This window comes from Bradyrhizobium liaoningense (assembly GCF_018130825.1).
GTDB lineage: Bacteria > Pseudomonadota > Alphaproteobacteria > Rhizobiales > Xanthobacteraceae > Bradyrhizobium > Bradyrhizobium liaoningense_B.
On the sequence record NZ_JAFCJS010000001.1, the window covers coordinates 133,536 to 151,224 of the forward strand.

Genomic DNA, 17,689 nt, shown 5'->3' on the forward strand with positions numbered 1-17,689 from the left:
TTCGGGTCTCATTTTATAATTCCTTTTAAAAATCAATATCTTATGCAGTTTTGATGCGATCCTTGATTGCGTGGCTCCTGACAACCGTCTAAAAGTCCGCCGACGCAAATCAGGCTGGGCGAATTCGGCTTTACGCCGGAATTGGCCCTCATTATCAGAATCAGGACAATCTCCTTGCGCCGCGAAGCGATGGGCTGTTCGCGGGAGGAGGGCGCTCTGTGATCGCCGGCCGGAATTGAGAGAGCAATGAGCGTGACTTCGGGAACGAAAACTGAGAGCGGCGTCGGCGAAACGATCCGGGTCGTGATCCATGCTCTCCTGATCGCGCTCGTGATCCGCACCTTCCTGTTCCAGCCGTTCAACATTCCCTCGGGGTCGATGAAGGCGACGCTGCTGGTCGGCGACTATCTCTTCGTCTCGAAATATTCCTACGGCTATAGTCACTACTCGATCCCGTTCTCGCCGCCGCTGTTCTCGGGGCGGGTCTGGGGCTCGGACCCGAACCGCGGCGACATCGTCGTGTTCCGCCTGCCCAAGGACGACTCCACCGACTACATCAAGCGCGTGATCGGCCTTCCCGGCGACCGCGTCCAGATGCGGGACGGGCTGCTCTACATCAACGACACCCCGGTCGAGCGGCAGCGCATGAGCGAATATGTCGGCGAGGACCCCTGCGGCGCCGAAAGCGGCGCGATTTCGCGCGTGAAGCGCTGGAAGGAGACGCTGCCCAACGGCGTGTCCTACGAGACGCTCGATTGCGCCGACAACGGCTACATGGACAACACCAACGTCTACACCGTGCCGGCCGGGCACTTCTTCATGATGGGCGACAACCGCGACAACTCGACCGACAGCCGCTTCCTCGGCCAGGTCGGCTACGTGCCGCAGGAGAATTTGATCGGTCGCGCCCAGATGATCTTCTTCTCGATCGCCGAGGGCGAACATGCCTGGATGTTCTGGCGCTGGCCGTGGGCCGTGCGCTGGAATCGCTTCTTCAAAATCGTCCGATGAAAGACGAAGCCAAGGACATCACGACCGAACCGATCGACGCGCAAGCCGTCCCTGACGGCGAAGCTGCCGCCAAGACGCTTGCGACCAAGACTCCTGAAACCAAGTCTCCTGAAGCCGAGACTCCTGAAGCCAAGAAGCCCGCGAAGAAGAAGCGGGCGCGCAGCAGCAAGGCCAAGGCAGCGGACGCGAACGCCGCGCTCGAGGCGCGCATCGGCCACGGCTTCACTGACCCGAACCTCTTGATGCAGGCGATCACGCATGTCTCGGCGCTGAAGTCCGGACGCAAGCGCGGCGACAGCTATCAGCGGCTCGAATTCCTCGGCGACCACGTGCTCGGTCTGGTGGTTTCCGACATGCTCTATCATGCTTTCCCGAACGCCGATGAGGGCGAGCTGTCCAAGCGCCTCGCCGAGCTCGTGCGCAAGGAAAGCTGCGCGGACGTCGCCAAGTCGCTCGGCCTGCTCGACGACATCAAGCTCGGTTCGGTCGGCTCCAGCGCGGATGCGCGCTTGCGCAAATCCATCCTCGGTGACATCTGCGAGGCCGTGATCGGCGCCATCTTCCTGGACGGCGGCCATGCCGCGGCGGCCGAGTTCGTCAGGCGCAACTGGACCGAGCGCATGCACAAGCCGCGGCGTCCGTTGCGCGATCCCAAGACGGTGCTGCAGGAATGGGCGCAGGGCAAGGGGCTGCCGACGCCGGTTTACCGCGAGGTCGAGCGCACCGGCCCGCATCACGATCCGCAATTCCGCGTCGCCGTCGACCTGCCGGGCCTCGCGCCGGCCGAAGGCGTCGGCGGCAGCAAGCGCGCGGCAGAGAAGGTAGCAGCTTCAGTGATGATCGAACGTGAAGGCGTTGGCGGCGGCAATGACGGCTGAAGCAAGCGGCGAGACGCCTGCCGCGACGCGCTGCGGCTTCGTCGCGCTGATCGGCGCGCCCAATGTCGGCAAGTCCACGCTGGTCAACGCGCTGGTCGGGGCCAAGGTCACGATCGTCTCGCGCAAGGTGCAGACCACGCGCGCGCTGATCCGCGGCATCGTCATCGAGAACAACGCGCAAATCATCCTGGTCGACACGCCCGGCATCTTCTCGCCCAAGCGCCGGCTCGACCGCGCCATGGTCTCGACCGCCTGGAGCGGGGCGCATGATGCGGATCTCGTCTGCGTGCTGCTGGATGCCAAGACCGGGATCGACGAGGAGGCCGAGGCGATCCTTGCCAAGGCGGCCAGCGTCAACCATGAGAAGATCCTCGTCATCAACAAGGTCGACCTGGTCCAGCGCGAGAAGCTGCTGGCGCTGGCGCAGGCCGCCAACGAGCGCATGAAGTTCGCGAGAACCTTCATGATCGCGGCGATCTCGGGCGACGGCGTCGACGACATCCGCGCGACCCTTGCCGAGATGGTGCCGCCGGGGCCGTACCTCTATCCCGAGGACCAGATGTCGGACGCGCCGATGCGGCAGCTCGCTGCCGAGATTACGCGCGAAAAAATCTATCAGAAGCTGCACCAGGAATTGCCCTACCAGTCCACGGTCGAGACCGACAAATGGGAGGAGCGCAAGGACAAGTCGGTGCGGATCGAGCAGACGATCTACGTCGAGCGCGAAAGCCAGCGCAAGATCGTGCTCGGCAAGGGCGGCGCCACCATCAAGTCGATCGGCGCGGACTCGCGGAAAGAGCTGATGCAGATCCTGGACGTGCCGGTGCATCTGTTCCTGTTCGTCAAGGTGCGCGAGAACTGGGGCGACGATCCCGACCGCTACCGCGAGATGGGCCTGGACTTCCCCAAAGAATAACCAAGAAAAGATCGGCATTCGATGAGCGTACCCGCCAACGTCCAGCGCTTCGAAGCGCTGCTCTATGCATCGTTGATGCTGGATGCCGTCTCGGTTGCCGTGCAGGACCGCACGCCCAATGTCGAGATGACCGAGCAGATGATCATGACGGCGACCTTGCTCGCCGGCGGCATGATCCTGCTCCTCGTCTATTTCGTCTGGCTGGCTGCGCGTTGGCGCAAGAACTGGCCGCGCTGGGTGCTGGCGGCAGCGCTCGTGTTGTCGGTGATCTCGCTCGGCCAGATCATTGGCGAGAAGGGCATGGAGCTCGACAGCGCCATCGAGATCGTGTCCTGCGTGCTGACGACGATGGGCTTGTATTTCTCCTTCACGGGCGATGCGCAGGGCTGGTTCAACGCGTGACGTCTTGCGCGATGCCGTAGGGTGGGCAAGGCGCGCCCTTGCGCGCCGTGCCCACCGTGATCAGCTGGTCTCGTGGATCAAATTTGGTGGGCACGCTTCGCTTTGCCCACCCTACGATAGCTCGAATTGCGCTAGACTTCCTCCCATGGAATGGACCGACGAAGGCATCGTGCTGGGCGTGCGGCGGCATGGCGAGAGCAGCGCCATCGTCGAGCTCTTGACGCGCGCGCACGGCCGGCATCTCGGCCTCGTGCGCGGTGGCGCCAGCGCGCGGCTGCGGCCGCTACTGCAGCCCGGCAACAGCGTCAGCGCGGTGTGGCGGGCGCGGCTCGACGAGCATCTCGGCACCTACGCCATCGAAGGACTGAAGCTGCGTGCGGCCACGCTGCTGGGATCGTCCCACGGGGTCTACGGCGTCACCCATCTCGCCTCGATCGCACGGCTCCTGCCGGAGCGTGATCCGCACGAAGAGATCTTTGCGCTGCTCGAGCATTCGCTCGATGATTTCGACGACATCGGCAGCGCGGCCGTGCATCTCATTCACTTCGAGCTGGCGATGCTCGCCGAGCTCGGCTTCGGGCTCGCGCTGGAGAATTGCGCGGTGACCGGCGAGACCACGGACCTGATCTACGTCTCGCCTAAATCCGGCGGGGCGGTGTCACGCGGCGCGGGCGAGCCGTGGCGGGACCGGCTGTTGCGGCTGCCGCCGTTCCTGCGGCACGGCGAAACCGCGAGCGAACTCACCGAGCAGGATCTCCAGGACGGGTTCCGCCTGACCGGTCTGTTCCTGCTGCGTCACGTGCTGGAGCCGCGGGGCCAAGGCCATTCCGATGCGCGGGCCGGCTTCATCAACGCGCTGATGCGGCAGCAGGCGAGGGCGGCGATCTCGGGGCCATGAGGGAACCGCAGTTCTGCCCCCGCCCAAGGGCATGGAATTCCCCGGAACGAAATCGGCCTGATCGAGTTGGCGCCCTGGGTTCCACAACGGGGACAGCCTAAATGTTGATCAGAGGATTTGCGCTGTCGGCGGCGCTGCTTGCTTTTGCGCCGGACGCGACGGCTGGCGAGCCGCAACCTGGCCTGTTTCGCCGCGCCTCCTGCACGGTCGTGCGGTACTATGTGGCGAAATACTCCGCGGCGGCCGCCGAGACGTGGGCGCGCGCCCACGGTGCGACGGAGGCCGAGATCGAGACGGCCCGCCGCTGCCTGACCAACACCCCGGCACAGGCCAAGACCCAGACCGTGACCGCGGGTTGGGCCGGGCAGTAGTCCGCCGCAAGAAACCGATTGATCCTGAACCGGGCCGCACGGGACAACGTCGCGCGATCCGCTCGTCGTTTTCATCTCTCGGAGAGGATGGAGCCTGCCTGGGCGTGCCCATCGTCCGAGAGCGGGAACGATGTGACTCCCAGCGTTTGCGACGGCCGCTCCCCGAACATCATCGAATAATACTGCGAGAAGCGCCCGAGCTCGTAGAAGCCCTGCTGCATCGCGACCGCCGCCACGGTGGTCGAACCCGGCCTGCTCTCCCGCAAGATGGAGTGAATGGTGCACAGCCGCTTCTGGCGCAGGAAGGTGACCGGGCCGAGCCCGAACACCTCTTGAAAGGCGCGATGCAGAGTGCGTCGCGACACCGTGAACGCGGCGCATATTTCCGAAACATGCACCGGGCGCGTGCCGGCCTGGTCAAGATACTCCTCGACTTTGCGGATCAGCCGCCTTGCTGATGGAAGTCTGCCGGGATCGTCGGGAGGCAGCGACGACATCACGTTGGCAGCCATGCATTCGACGATTGATCGTTTCCAGAAATCGGCTGTCGACGTCGTCAGGCCGTCTTTGTTGGTGGCCAGATGGGACATGATCCGGATCAGACGACGCGAGGCCACTGCGCCGGTATCCAGGTCCGCGCGGAAGTGACCGCGCGTGCGCCATGTGTCGGGATCGCTCAGACGCGCCTCTCCACCGAACAGGGACGCCACCTCATCGAGATCGAAGCGCATGGCCGCATAAGCGGATGCGCCGTGGAAGACGCCGTCGTGCTCGAGCAGCGGCGGAATTACGAGCACGTCGTTGAGCTGCATGTCGAAGGACCAATGCGCAACGCGCCGCTCGGCCGCCAGCAGCATGCCGATGATGAGCTTGTCGTCGCTGGAAACGCGCTGCGTGCGCATTCCAATGTTGAAGGCGCCGATGCTGAGCGAGAAATCGCCGATGCCGACATGGGACAGTGTCCCGCGCAGCCGCCCGCGTCCGAGCTGCATGACGTCGACGTGAGAGCCGTGCACGGCCTGGTGTAGACCCTCGAAACCGTCGAGCTTCCGCGAATCAACCAGAAGAGACTGCTCCATGGTCGTACACTTGTCTTGAAGCGCGACATTTGTGCGGCAGACGACAAGCGACATACCACCACAACGCGAAGGGGTGTTATGAATTGAGTTCGCGTTTTGAGGCGAATGATCGTCGAATTTGACGCGATGAATCCGGCAATGCGATCACGTATTTGAGTGGATCTGCGACGCGATGTCGCTCGATCCCGGCCATGGCTGCGACGTGCTGGCACAATCTGCACATCACAGCCGCCCCATCTTCGGATACCATTTGCAACCTAAGCGATATTGAAAGCGCGCTGCGGATCGCGGCGCGGAAGCGGTGGCGGTAGCGTGCTACTGCATGCCCGGACCGCGCGCGCGGGCAAGAACGGGAGAGATGTTGACGTAATTCGCGATCTGCATCTCCGGCCCTAAGCGCCAGGAAGAGGGGGGACCAGACACAATGCGTCCAATGCGCCGGGCAATCCGCCATCATTGGCGGCTGCCGACGTCCGCGTCGTAGCACCTGTGGACCACGCGTATCGGAGCTTCCACCATGCTGCGGGCTGACCCGGATCACTGCGAGTGGTTGCCGGATGACGCGAAGACCGGCGAGATGGTCTTCATTCCCGGCGGCACCTTCCGTATGGGATCCGATCATCATTATCCCGAGGAAGCGCCGAGCCATCGTGTCTCAGTCGACGGCTTCTGGATCGACCGCACGCCGGTGACCAACCGGCAGTTCAAGAAGTTCGTCAACGCCACCGGCCATGTGACGGAGGCGCAGGTCGTCCCCGATCCCAAGGACTATCCAGGTGCGCTCAGCGAGATGCTCTACGCAGGCTCGCTGGTGTTCTCGCCGCTGCCGCGCATCACGGATCTTGCCGACTGGAGTCAGTGGTGGTCCTTCATGCGTGGCGCCAATTGGCGCCATCCCTACGGCCCCGGCAGCGATATCAAAGGGCTCGACGACCACCCGGTCGTGCACGTCTCCTACAATGATGCGGCCGCCTATGCGCGCTGGGCGGGCAAGGACCTGCCGACGGAGGCGGAGTGGGAGCTCGCTGCGCGCGGCGGGCTCGACGGTGAGGAGTTTGCCTGGGGTGATGCGCTGATGCCGGGCGGCAGGCACATGGCCAACATCTGGCAGGGAAACTTCCCTGTCCAGAACCTCGGCGAGGATGGGTTCAAGCGTACCTCGCCGGTCATGGCCTTCCCGCCGAATGGCTATGGTCTTTACGACATGATCGGCAATGTCTGGGAGTGGACCTCGGACTGGTGGTCGTCGCGACATCAGGCCGAAGCCGCCAAGCCCTGCTGCATTCCGAAGAACCCGCGCGGCGGCCGGGAGGATGCGAGCTTTGATCCATGTCAACCAAACATCCGCATCCCGCGCAAAGTCTTGAAGGGTGGCTCACACCTCTGCGCGCCGAATTACTGCCGCCGCTACCGTCCCGCAGCGCGGCACGCCGAGCCGATCGATACCTCGACCAGCCATGTCGGCTTCCGCTGCGTGGTGCGGTCGTCGCTTGGCGTTCACCACGAGCAAGAGGGAATAGCCGCAGCATAGCAGTGTCGGCAGCATAGGAGTGTCGGATGAGTACCGAATTGAAGAACAACAACAACCAGTCTCGGGCTGACCAACCGCTCAATCGCAGACATCTGCTTCTTGGAACGTCCTCGATCGTCGCCGCCGTGGCACTGACGTCCGAGGCAATGGCGCAGGCCCAGCAGGCCGCTCCCGCCACATCGCCGGCACCGGCGACGCCCGGCCGCAAGCCGAACATCCTCGTGATCTTCGGCGACGATATCGGCCAGACCAACATCTCCGCCCATTCCTTCGGCGTCATGGGCTATCGCACGCCGAATATCGATCGTATCGCCCGGGACGGGATGATGTTCACCGACTACTACGCCGAGCAGAGCTGCACGGCGGGCCGTTCGTCTTTCATCACCGGCCAGTGCACGCTGCGTACCGGGCTGTCCAAGGTCGGCATTCCCGGCGCGGCGGTTGGATTGCAGGCACGCGACGTCACCATCGCCGAACTGCTGAAGCCGCTCGGCTACGCGACCGGGCAGTTCGGCAAAAATCATCTCGGTGACCGCAACGAATATCTGCCAACCGTGCATGGCTTCGACGAATTCTTCGGTAACCTGTACCATCTCAACGCCGAGGAGGACCCCGAGAACCGGTTCTATCCACGCGATCCCGGCTTTCTGGAGAAGTTCGGCCCCCGCGGCGTTCTGCGCTGCAAGGCAAGCGATCGCGACGATCCTACCGAGCATCCGCGCTTCGGACGGGTCGGCAAGCAGACGATCGAGGACACCGGGCCGCTGAACAGGAAGCGAATGGAGACGATCGACGACGAGACTTCAGCCGCGGCGATCGATTTTATCAAGCGGCAGGCGCAGACCAACACTCCGTTCTTCTGCTGGTTCAATTCCACCCGCATGCACTTCCGCACGCATGTGCGGCCGGAGCATCGCGACAAGCCGGGGCTGACGTCCCGTACCGAATATGCCGACGGCATGATCGAGCACGATGCGACGATCGGGACGATCCTGAAGGCGCTCGACGATCTCGGCATCGCCAACGACACGATCCTGATCTATACGACCGACAACGGACCGCACCAGAATTCCTGGCCGGATGCGGGCACGACCCCGTTCCGCAGCGAGAAGAACACCAATTGGGAAGGCGCGTTCCGCGTTCCCTGCCTGATCCGCTGGCCGGGCCGCATCGCAGCCGGCTCGGTCTCAAATGAACTCGTCAGCGGTCTCGACTGGATGCCGACGTTGCTCGCGGCAGCAGGCGATGCCGATGTCAAGCAGAAGCTCCTGAGCGGCTATCAGATCGGCGGCAAGACCTTCAAGGTCCATCTCGACGGCTACAACCAGCTTGCCTATCTCACCGGCCGGCAGCCCAACAGCGCACGCAAGGAGTTCGTCTATTTCAACGACGACGGCGACGTTGTCGCGGCACGTATCGAGAACTGGAAGATCGTGTTCGAGGAGCAGCGCGCAAACGGCACGCTCCGGATCTGGGCCGAGCCGTTCACGAAGCTTCGCGTCCCGAAATTCTTCAACCTGCGCTCGGACCCCTATGAGCGGGCCGACGTCACATCCAACGTCTACTACGACTGGCTCATGTCGGATGCGGCGGGCGTCATGATCGCCGGGCCAACGATTCTGTCGCAGTTCCTGCAGACATTCAAGACGTATCCGCCGAGCCAGCGGCCTTCGAGCTTCAGCATCGACCAGATGGTCGAGAAGATGCAGCAGAGCTTCGAAGCGGTGCAGAGTAACTGACGGTGGCGGCGTGGCGGCGGCGACCACCAGATGCTGCAATGGATTGCGGCCGGGTCCGGTGCGCGTCTCATTGGCATCGTCCATCACACCGATGCAGCCCGCGAATATGCCTACGACCGGCAGTCCAGAATCGGAAAGCTCGACAAGGCGTGGGACGAGGCGCTGCAGCGCGGTTGGACTGTGGTCGGCATGGCCAGGGACTGGAAGACGGTGTTCGCGTTCGAACGCAGCAACACGGGTGCCTCGCAATGATGAGGACACGCGGAGCGGTCGCATGCATCAACGAGACACGAAGAGCGGGAGGCATCGGGATGTTCGGTCATATGCGCAACGTTCGATTGACGGGCTGCTTGCTGGCGCTTGCCACCAGTGTGTCTGTTCCCGGCGGAACGGCGACGGCGGCGCCGCTCCAGCCGGCGGCAATCCAGCAAAGTGCGATCGGATCATCCGATCTCATCGAAGTCCGCGCAGCCGCCCGCCGTGGCGGTGCGGTGGTCGGTCCGCGTGGTGGCGCTGTGGTTCATCGTGGAGGCGCCGCGGTCGGACCTCGCGGCGGCGCCTATCGCGGCCGGACCGCGGTCGTTGGTCCGCGCGGCAACGTCGCCGTCCGCAGCACGACGGCGGTCGCCGGACGCGGCGGCTGGGCTCGGCCCGGCTGGTACGGCTGGCCGCGAGGCGGCGCAATCGCCGCGGGTGCCGCGATCGGCGTCGTGACAGCAGCGACGGCTGCGGCTTGGGCCGGTGCGGCTCCCGCACCCGGCATGTGCTGGTACTACACCGATCCGTCCCGCACGCAGGGCTTCTGGGACTATTGCCAATGAGGGAGCGTCACTGATGCGCTGAGGCGTCCGTCATGAGCGGCTATGACATCTTTGCCTGGATCGTGCTGGTGATCCTGCTCGCCAGCGCCATCGGCGTGGTTTGCATCGCCGGCTGGCTGCCCGGGCACATCGCGAAATCGCGTGGTCATCCCTATGCGGACGCCGTCACGGTCGCCGGCTGGATCACGCTGTTCTTCGGTTTCGCGCTGTGGCCGATCGCCTTCATCTGGGCCTATGTCGATGTGCCATCACGCAAGGCAGGGGACGCGTGATGGCGATTGCGATCCTCAATATCTATCTCTTGCTGCTATTCCTGTTGGTGCGTTTCAAGGTCGTGCCCTTCAACCTCTTCTGGAAGGCCTCGCCGATCATTGTTTTGGTACTTGTGATGTTCGGCCTCCTCGTCCCGATGGGATGGGGCGCGCCGCAGGGCGATGCCCTCGTGGTACGCAATGCTGTTTCGATCGTGCCTGATGTCGCTGGCGAGGTAGCGGATGTACCGGTCGTCGCCAATGCTCCACTCAAGTCCGGTGATGTTCTGTTCAAGATCGACCCGACGCCCTACGCGGCGCAAGTCAAGGCGATCGACGCCCAGTTCAAGCTCGCCAAGACGCGCCTCGGCCAGATGACGCAGCTTTATGAGCGCGATGCCGGCCGCGGCTTCGACGTCGAGCAGCGCCAGTCCGAGGCCGACCAGCTCGCCGGCCAGCTCGAGTCGGCACAATGGAATCTCGACAAGACAATCGTGCGCGCGCCGACCGACGGCTATGTCACCAACCTAGCGCTGCGCAAGGGGGCGCGGGTGGCGAACCTGCCCCTGTCGCCAGTGATGGCCTTCATCGACACCTCCAACACCATTATTGGGGTCGAGATCAACCAGATCGACGCGCGCTACGTCGCGCCCGGCCAGGAGGTCGAAGCCACGTTCAAATTCGCGCCCGGACAGATCTTTTCCGGCAAGGTCGAGAGCGTGCTCCAGGCCATCGCGCCGGGGCAGACGCAAACCTCGGGTACTGCCGTCATGCCGAAGGCGATCGAGGCCGCGCCCTTCATCGTCCGCGTCAGGCTCGACGATGCCGAGTTCGTCAAGCGGCTGCCCGCCGGCAGTGCCGGGACGGCGGCGATCTACACCGACCACGTCAAGCCAACCCATGTCGTGCGCCGCGTGATCCTGCGGCAGGTCGCGATCCTGAATTACGTCAATCCGTTCTAGGCGAGGGGACGCATGAAGAGAGTATTGCTGACGGCTTCGATGCTTGTTCTCACGGCGACCGCATATGCGCAGTCGCCCGTTCCGGTCACGGTCGATAATTTCGGGCGCGCGGAGTCCGACCTCTATTTCGGCAACGGCGTCAAGGACGCCGGCGGCATCGGCAAGGTGTTTCACCATCGCGAGCCGATGCAGATCGACAAGCAGGGTGTGATCCGGTCGAACCGGGACACGTTGTATTCGATGGCCGTGTTCGACCTCGATGCCGGTCCCGCGACGATCACGTTACCGGACGCCGGCAAGAGATTCCGGTCAATGCAGCTGATCAACGAGGATCACTATGTCGTCGGCAAGGTCGAATACGGTGCCGGCAGCTACACGGTCGACAAGAACAAGGTCGGAACGCGCTATGTGCTCGTTGGGCTGCGGACACTGGTCGATCCGAGCGATCCCAAGGACGTCGAGAAGGTCCACGCGCTTCAGGATGCCGTCAGGATCAGCCAGAAGGCTGCGGGGAAGTTCGAAATCCCGAACTGGGATCCGGCAAGCCAGAAGAAGGTGCGCGATGCTCTGCTCGTGCTGGCCTCAACGACGGGCGGATTCAAGAATGCGTTCGGCCCCAGGGAGCAGGTCGATCCGATCAAGCACCTGATCGGAACCGCCGCGGGGTGGGGCGGCAATCCCGACAAGGAAGCCACCTATCTCAGCTTCAATCCCGAGAAGAACGACGGCAGCACGGTCTACAAGCTGGTCGTTCCCGGCAATGTGCCGGTCGACGGCTTCTGGTCGATCAGCCTCTACAACGCCGAGGGCTATTTCGAGAAGAACCCGTACAACGCCTACTCCGTCAACAATCTGACGGCGGTGAAATCGGCTGATGGCTCGACGGCGATCCAGTTCGGCGGCTGCGACGGCAAGATCCCGAACTGCCTGCCGATCATGAAAGGATGGAACTACACCGTGCGGCTCTACCGGCCGCGCCCCGAAATCCTGAACGGCAAGTGGAAATTCCCGGAGCCGAAGCCCGTGAGCTGAACACGGAGAAGGAGAGGCTTCCATGAAGATGCTGCTTTCTGGAGTTGCTGCCATGATGTGGATTGCTACGGGAGCAGCCGCGCAGACTAACAATCCGGATGAGCTTGCCGCGCGCCAGTTTCAGCGCCGCGCCGTCGAGGCCGTCATCTGGGGAATGCCGATCGTCAATTACGATCTCATGCTCCAGGAGATGCTGACCAAGACGCCGGGCAAGGTGAATCAGGTGATTTACTGGGGCAAGCCGCTTGACTGGAAGAACCAGACGCTGACGCCAAACCCGGACACGCTCTACCTGATGGCGTTCCTCAACACGAAGGACGTCGGCCCCATCGCCATCGAAATTCCGCCAGCGGGTCCCGGCGGCTCTCTCAACGCCAACATCGTCAATGCCTGGCAGCAGCCGCTGGAGGACGCGGGTCTGCTCGGCGTGGACAAGGGAGCCGGCGTCAAGCTCGTGATGCTGCCACCCGGCTACACGGGCCAGGTGCCCGCGGGGTTCGAGCCGCTGCAGCCCAACACATTCGGAAGTTACGTCCTGTTCCGCTCCAACATGAAGAGCCACGGCGAGGCTGACGTCGCCAGCTCCATCGCTTACGGCAGGCAGATCAGGGTCTATCCGATGTCACAGGCATCGAATCCGCCGGCAACTGTCTTTACCGACGTCAAGGACGTCACCTTCGACTCGACGATCCGCTACGATGACAGTTTCTTCGTCAACCTCGACCGCGCCGTGCAGACCGAGCCGTGGCTCACGCGCGATCGCGCGATGATCGATCAGCTGCGCACGATCGGCATCGAGAAGGGCAAGGCGTTCGCACCGGATGCGAAGCTGAAGCAGGCGCTGAAGGACGGAATTCGCGAGGCCCACGCGCTGATGGCAGAAAGATACGACGCCGGCCTGCCCACATTCTTCGACGGCACGCACTGGACGCTGCCCGCGCATCCGGAGGTGCTGAGCGCAGCCGCAGCCAATTTCGACGAACCGAATGCCTATCCGGTGGACTGGCGCGGCCTTGCCTATACTTATGCGTATGTCGGCATCAAGCGGCTCGGCGCCGGCCAGTTCTACCTGATCAACATCAAAGATAAGGACGGCCAGAGCTACGACGGTGCGAAGACCTATCGTCTCCACGTTCCGCCGAACGTGCCAGTCGAGCAATATTGGTCGCTGACGGCCTATGACCGCGAAACGCACGCGCTTATCAAGAACGTCGATCGTGCCAGCCGCGCCTCGAACAATGCGGATGTCAAAAAGAATGCCGACGGCTCAGTCGATCTCTACCTCGGGCCCAGGCCGCCCGCCGGGCAGGAGGCTAACTGGATCCCGACCGACCCCGCTCGCAAGTTCGAAATGATGTTCCGCCTCTATGGGCCGAAGCAGGAACTGTTCGCAAAGAGCTGGAAGCTGCCTGATGTCGAACTCCTCGCCACGACGGTCGGAGGCGCCACGAAGTAGCGGGGGCGCGGCCTGTGAAAGGCTAGTTGGTCGGGGCAGCGACAAGAACGAGGACACGACATGACGGGACATCTTCGAAAGGCCACGCTCGCTGCCGCACTGACATTCACCAGCCTCTCCGCCCAGCCTGCGCTGGCCGCCGCCGGCGGCGTGAGCTTCTGGCTGCCGGGCATCTTCGGCAGCCTGGCCGCCGTTCCGGTGACGCCGGGATGGGCCTATTCGACCATTTACATCCATCTTCAGGAGAAGGCAGGAGGAGGGCAGAACTTCGTCACCAGCGGCGGCATACCCGGCTCGGTGACCGCCGGCCTCAATGCGCATGCCGACGTGCTCGTCATGGGCATTACCTACACCTCGTCGATGCCGGTGCTCGGCGGCCAGGCCGGCTTCACCGTGCTGACCGCGCCGGGAAACATCGGCGTCGGCATCGACGCGACGCTGACGGGTCCGAGAGGCAACACCATCTCCGGCAGTGCGACCGACAACCGCACCACGCTGACCGACGTGTTCTACCAGGGCACGCTGAAATGGAACCAGGGCGTGCACAACGAGATGGTCTACATCACCGGCAACATCCCGAGCGGCACTTACGATTCCAGCCGGCTCGCGAACCTGAGCTTTGGTTTCCCCGCGATCGATGTGGGAGCCGGCTACACCTATCTCGACCTCAAGACCGGGCATGAATTCTCGGTCGTCGGCGGGCTCACCTACAATTTCACGAATCCGTTCCTCCAGTACCAGAACGGGATCGATTTCCACGTCGATTGGGCCGCGTCCCAGTTCGTCAGCAAGAATGTCCATATCGGCGTCGCCGGCTATTTCTTCCAGCAGCTCACCGACGACAGCGGTCCCGGCGCCAGGCTCGGCGGCTTCAGGGGCCAAGCGGTCGGCATCGGGCCGCAGATCGGTTTCATGATCCCGATGTCCGACGGCTACCAGGGCTACCTCAATGTCCGTGGCTACAAGGACCTGGAGGTCGAGAACCGGCCGAAGAGCTGGTCGACCTGGGTCACCTTCTCGGTCTCGCCGGCCGCGCCTGCGCCGGCGGCGACGAAGCCCATCGTTCGAAAGTACTGAGGGAGGCGCCGACGTCGCTCGATGGCGGGAGATCAAACCATAAAGCGCGCATTCAGCATCGGCTTTCAGACATCGATCATCACGGTGTTCGTTGCCGTCGTGCTGATCGTGGGCTTGGCGCTGGTCTATCTCAGCTTCGAACGCGTGACGGTGATCACGCAGAAGGCAGCCAGCAGCTTCATCGAGAAGGTGGCCCAACTGGGGGCGGACCACGTCGACGAGCAGTTCAAGAACGTTCGCGACAATCTCGACATCCTGTCCGGCCTGCCGTCGATCCAGGAGGCTGACATCGCCGATAACGCGCGGCTCTACAGCCTGATGGCGGCGATGCTGCGCAACAATCCGCAGCTCTTCAATCTCTATGTGGGCTATGAGGATGGTTCATTCATCGAGATGGACGTGATCGATCGCGCCAGGCCGGCTTTCCGGACAAGCCTGAACGTGGATCAGGATGCGGCCTTCCGGCTTGTGGTGATCTCGCGCACGGCGGGAGCCGCACCGGTGACCCAATATCTGTCCGAGAACCTCATCCAGGTCGCCGAGGTCGCCGGACCGACGGGCTACGACCCTCGGCAGCGGCCCTGGTATGTCGAGGCATTCAGGAACGACAAGACGCTGCTGACCGGCCCCTACGTCTTCTTTGCCACGGGCGAACCCGGCTACACCCTGCGGACGCCGCTGAGGGAGGGACGGCGCGGCGTCGTCGCCGGCGACGTGCTGCTGAACCGCTTCGAGGACATGCTGGCGGAGCAGAAGCTCGGGCAGTCGGGACAGGCCTTCCTGTTCAACGACAGCGAGCAGATCGTCGGCCATCCCGAGATGAACCGCCTGATGGCCGAGATCCCGGAGCGGCAGGACGACCTGCCGCAGGTCGGCGCGCTCAAGCTGCCGGGCCTCGTGCCGATCATCCGCTCCTGGCGCGAGGGCGGGCCGGCTCAGCAATTCTTCACAGGCGCATCGGGGCGCACCTATGTGGCCGCGGTCCATAAGCTTGAAACGACGGGCTCCGCCAATGTTCGCCTCGCGATGATCGCGCCGCTCGACGAATTCTACGCGCAGATCATCCGCGAGCGCCGCACCCTGTTCGCGCTGGCGCTCGCCTTCGTCGGCGCCACGCTGCCGTTCGCGTTCTGGCTGGGATCGCTGATGGCGCGGCCGCTGCGCAAGCTTGCGGAGGAAACCGACGCGATCCAGCGGTTCGAGATCGCGGAACGGCCGCGCATTCATTCGGTCGTCGCCGAGATCGAGGAACTCGGCCGCTCGGTGTTCACCATGCGCAGCGTGGTCCGCAGTTTTGCCAGCTTCATCCCGCGCCAGATCGTGCGGCAGCTGATCGAGACCGGCTCTGCGCTCAGGCTGGGCGGAGCCAGGCGCGAGGTGACGGTGCTGTTCACCGACGTCGCCGATTTCACCGCCAAGACGGAACGGGCCGACCCGTCGCAGGTGATGATCCACACCTCGCGCTATTTCGCTGTGCTGTCGGACGAGATCATGCACCACCAGGGCACGATCGACAAATATATCGGCGATGCCGTGATGGCGTTCTGGAATGCGCCCGTCGATGACCCTGATCACACCGTCAATGCCTGCCGCGCCGTCCTGGCATGCGTCGTGGCGAATGAAGCGCTCAACAGGGAATTTCGGCGCGAGGGCTGGCCGCCCTACGACACGCGCTTCGGCCTTCACGTCGGCGATGCCGTGGTCGGCAATATCGGCTCGAGCGACCGGATGAACTACACCGCGCTCGGCGCCACCATCAATCTGGCCTCGCGGCTGGAAGGACTGAACAAGAACTACGGCACGCGCGTGCTGGTCAGCGCGGCCGTTCGCGCCCGTGCGGAGCAGGCGTTCCTGTTCCGGGGCGTCGACAGCATCAGGCCGAAGGGATTTGCCGAGGCGATCGAGGTCAGCGAGTTGCGCGGCGAGCTTGCGAAGGCGGATGAAGCCGAGATCACGATGTGCCGGCGCTGGGACGAGATTTTTGCGCTGATTGCAAAGGGCGGTGCGGTCGAGACGACTCTGGTTCGGCTCGCCGGCTTCCTGCTCGATTATCCCGCGGACCCCGTCGCGCAGTTTCACACCCGGCGACTCCGCGCGGCGGCCCAGAATTCGGGGGAGGCGGCGTGAGCGCAGGCGATATCAGCCGCAGACGGTTGCTGCATCGTGGCGCGGGCCTAGCCACCATGTCGGCCACCATGTCGGCGCTGGGCGCACCGGCTCTTGCGCAGGCCCGCAGCAGAGTGCGGCTCGGCTATCTCCACGTGGTCGCCGTGGATGGGCACATCTGGACCGGCCTCGATCGCGGTTCGTTCGACCGCGAGGGAATTGATTTCGAGCTGCACGAATTCAGCACCGGCCCCGAGGTCTTCGAGGCGATGGGGAAGAGCCAGGTTGACGTCGTCTCGGCCGGCGGCGTGATCTCGAACTATCTGGCGCTCGGCCACGGCCGGGGCTTTCTCATCAATGACATCGAGGTGGCGACCGCGCAGCTTTGGGTCCGGCCGACGCTGGGCGTAAAGACCTTTGCCGACCTCCGGGGCAGACGGATCGCGACGACGGCGAAGACGACCGCGCACATCTTTCTCGACCGCGCGCTGCGCGCCAACAACATCAATCCATCCGAGGTCGAGATCGTCAATCGCAGCATGCCCGCCGCGGTCCAGGCGTTCATCGCCGGCGACGTTCCCGCCGTGGCGCTCTGGGTGCCGTTCAATATCGCCGTGCGCCAGGCGCTGCCCGAAGCGATCAAGCTGGTCGATGCGTCCGCCTTCTATCCGCAATCGGCCGTGCTGGGCGGTTGGGCCGCGACGAGCGATTACTATACGGAGCACAGGGAGGTGCTCAGACGGATCATCCGCGCCTGGACGGATGCCAACGACCACATGGTCCGCAATCCGGCGGCGGCCGCGGAGGCGTTGCAGCGGTCCCACTATCAGCGGTCGGGGCGGGACGACCTCGCCGAGGCCTTCAAGGCGCAGAAGCTTTATTCCTCGCGCGAATGGCGACGTCTTTATTCGGGCGGCACTGTCGTGAAATGGCTCCAGCAGGTCAGCGACTTCTTCATGGCAGATGCCGGAGTCACGAACCCGCTCCGCGCATCGGACTATTTCGACACGCAGCTCTATCTTTCGACCGTGGCGTAACCCCATACCGTCCGCAGCGGCCGCGGGCGCCCTGTGGATAACTCGCGCCGTGGCGCACACACAGGGCAGGGGGCGCATGTCGCAGCCCAGCCTGCTATATATCCGCCCGAATCGCGCCCCAG

The 17,689-nt window shown here is 63.8% G+C and carries 17 protein-coding genes and 1 pseudogene; 17 read left to right on the forward strand and 1 reads right to left on the reverse strand.

The genetic code is table 11. From position 1 onward, the window contains the following. The first annotated feature begins 246 nt into the window (after window positions 1-246). The 6 genes from lepB (at window position 247) to JQ603_RS00705 (ending at window position 4,476) form a co-directional block, all read left to right on the forward strand. Window positions 247-1,011, forward strand: coding sequence for a signal peptidase I (gene lepB, locus JQ603_RS00680; protein ID WP_212335875.1), 765 nt, complete (start codon window positions 247-249; stop codon window positions 1,009-1,011). Next, the gene (rnc, locus tag JQ603_RS00685) at window positions 1,008-1,889 is read left to right on the forward strand and encodes a ribonuclease III (protein WP_212335876.1); all 882 of its coding nucleotides are present in this window, start codon (window positions 1,008-1,010) and stop codon (window positions 1,887-1,889) included. Before lepB ends, rnc begins: the two co-directional genes overlap by 4 nt. Next, window positions 1,879-2,805 (forward strand): GTPase Era, encoded by a 927-nt coding sequence (gene era / locus JQ603_RS00690; protein WP_212335877.1) that lies wholly within the window; start codon window positions 1,879-1,881, stop codon window positions 2,803-2,805. The genes rnc and era overlap by 11 nt, the downstream gene beginning before the upstream one ends. 21 nt (window positions 2,806-2,826) lie before the next feature. Then, window positions 2,827-3,207 carry a hypothetical protein gene (locus JQ603_RS00695; RefSeq protein WP_212335878.1) on the forward strand — a complete coding sequence of 127 codons (381 nt, stop codon included), beginning with the start codon at window positions 2,827-2,829 and terminating at the stop codon, window positions 3,205-3,207. Between the two features lie 145 nt (window positions 3,208-3,352). Further along, window positions 3,353-4,105 (forward strand): DNA repair protein RecO, encoded by a 753-nt coding sequence (gene recO / locus JQ603_RS00700; RefSeq protein WP_212335879.1) that lies wholly within the window; start codon window positions 3,353-3,355, stop codon window positions 4,103-4,105. Between the two features lie 101 nt (window positions 4,106-4,206). Further along, window positions 4,207-4,476, forward strand: coding sequence for a hypothetical protein (locus tag JQ603_RS00705; RefSeq protein ID WP_212335880.1), 270 nt, complete (start codon window positions 4,207-4,209; stop codon window positions 4,474-4,476). Between the two features lie 71 nt (window positions 4,477-4,547). On the opposite strand, the gene JQ603_RS00710 is transcribed toward JQ603_RS00705, so the two are convergent. After that, window positions 4,548-5,555, reverse strand: coding sequence for a helix-turn-helix domain-containing protein (locus tag JQ603_RS00710; RefSeq protein WP_212335881.1), 1,008 nt, complete (start codon window positions 5,553-5,555; stop codon window positions 4,548-4,550). Window positions 5,556-6,072: 517 nt separating this feature from the next. Here JQ603_RS00710 and JQ603_RS00715 point away from each other — a divergent pair. From JQ603_RS00715 to JQ603_RS00765, 11 genes and pseudogenes are all read left to right on the forward strand, one after another. Then, a complete protein-coding gene (locus tag JQ603_RS00715; RefSeq protein ID WP_212335882.1) occupies window positions 6,073-7,086 on the forward strand; it encodes a formylglycine-generating enzyme family protein in 1,014 nt (337 codons plus the stop codon). Between the two features lie 26 nt (window positions 7,087-7,112). Beyond that, complete coding sequence (locus JQ603_RS00720; RefSeq protein ID WP_212335883.1) at window positions 7,113-8,825, forward strand: arylsulfatase; 1,713 nt, start codon at window positions 7,113-7,115, stop codon at window positions 8,823-8,825. 18 nt (window positions 8,826-8,843) lie between these two features. Beyond that, window positions 8,844-9,077: pseudogene (locus JQ603_RS00725) on the forward strand (haloacid dehalogenase-like hydrolase); the annotation flags it as partial. Between the two features lie 59 nt (window positions 9,078-9,136). Continuing rightward, entirely contained in the window at window positions 9,137-9,646 is a 510-nt protein-coding gene (locus JQ603_RS00730; RefSeq protein WP_212335884.1) for a hypothetical protein, read from the forward strand. Between the two features lie 32 nt (window positions 9,647-9,678). Beyond that, a complete protein-coding gene (locus tag JQ603_RS00735; RefSeq protein ID WP_212335885.1) occupies window positions 9,679-9,918 on the forward strand; it encodes a DUF3302 domain-containing protein in 240 nt (79 codons plus the stop codon). Then, a complete protein-coding gene (locus JQ603_RS00740) occupies window positions 9,918-10,859 on the forward strand; it encodes an HlyD family secretion protein (RefSeq protein ID WP_212335886.1) in 942 nt (313 codons plus the stop codon). The genes JQ603_RS00735 and JQ603_RS00740 overlap by 1 nt, the downstream gene beginning before the upstream one ends. A gap of 12 nt (window positions 10,860-10,871) precedes the next feature. Next, complete coding sequence (locus JQ603_RS00745) at window positions 10,872-11,891, forward strand: DUF1254 domain-containing protein (RefSeq protein ID WP_212335887.1); 1,020 nt, start codon at window positions 10,872-10,874, stop codon at window positions 11,889-11,891. A 22-nt stretch (window positions 11,892-11,913) separates the two neighbouring features. Beyond that, the gene (locus tag JQ603_RS00750; protein ID WP_212335888.1) at window positions 11,914-13,347 is read left to right on the forward strand and encodes a DUF1254 domain-containing protein; all 1,434 of its coding nucleotides are present in this window, start codon (window positions 11,914-11,916) and stop codon (window positions 13,345-13,347) included. 60 nt (window positions 13,348-13,407) lie between these two features. Further along, on the forward strand, window positions 13,408-14,424 hold the full coding sequence (locus JQ603_RS00755) for a SphA family protein (RefSeq protein ID WP_212335889.1): 1,017 nt from the start codon (window positions 13,408-13,410) through the stop codon (window positions 14,422-14,424). 21 nt (window positions 14,425-14,445) lie between these two features. Further along, window positions 14,446-16,551 (forward strand): adenylate/guanylate cyclase domain-containing protein, encoded by a 2,106-nt coding sequence (locus tag JQ603_RS00760; RefSeq protein ID WP_212335890.1) that lies wholly within the window; start codon window positions 14,446-14,448, stop codon window positions 16,549-16,551. Beyond that, window positions 16,548-17,567 (forward strand): ABC transporter substrate-binding protein, encoded by a 1,020-nt coding sequence (locus tag JQ603_RS00765; protein ID WP_433996616.1) that lies wholly within the window; start codon window positions 16,548-16,550, stop codon window positions 17,565-17,567. Before JQ603_RS00760 ends, JQ603_RS00765 begins: the two co-directional genes overlap by 4 nt. Window positions 17,568-17,689 lie beyond the last annotated feature (122 nt).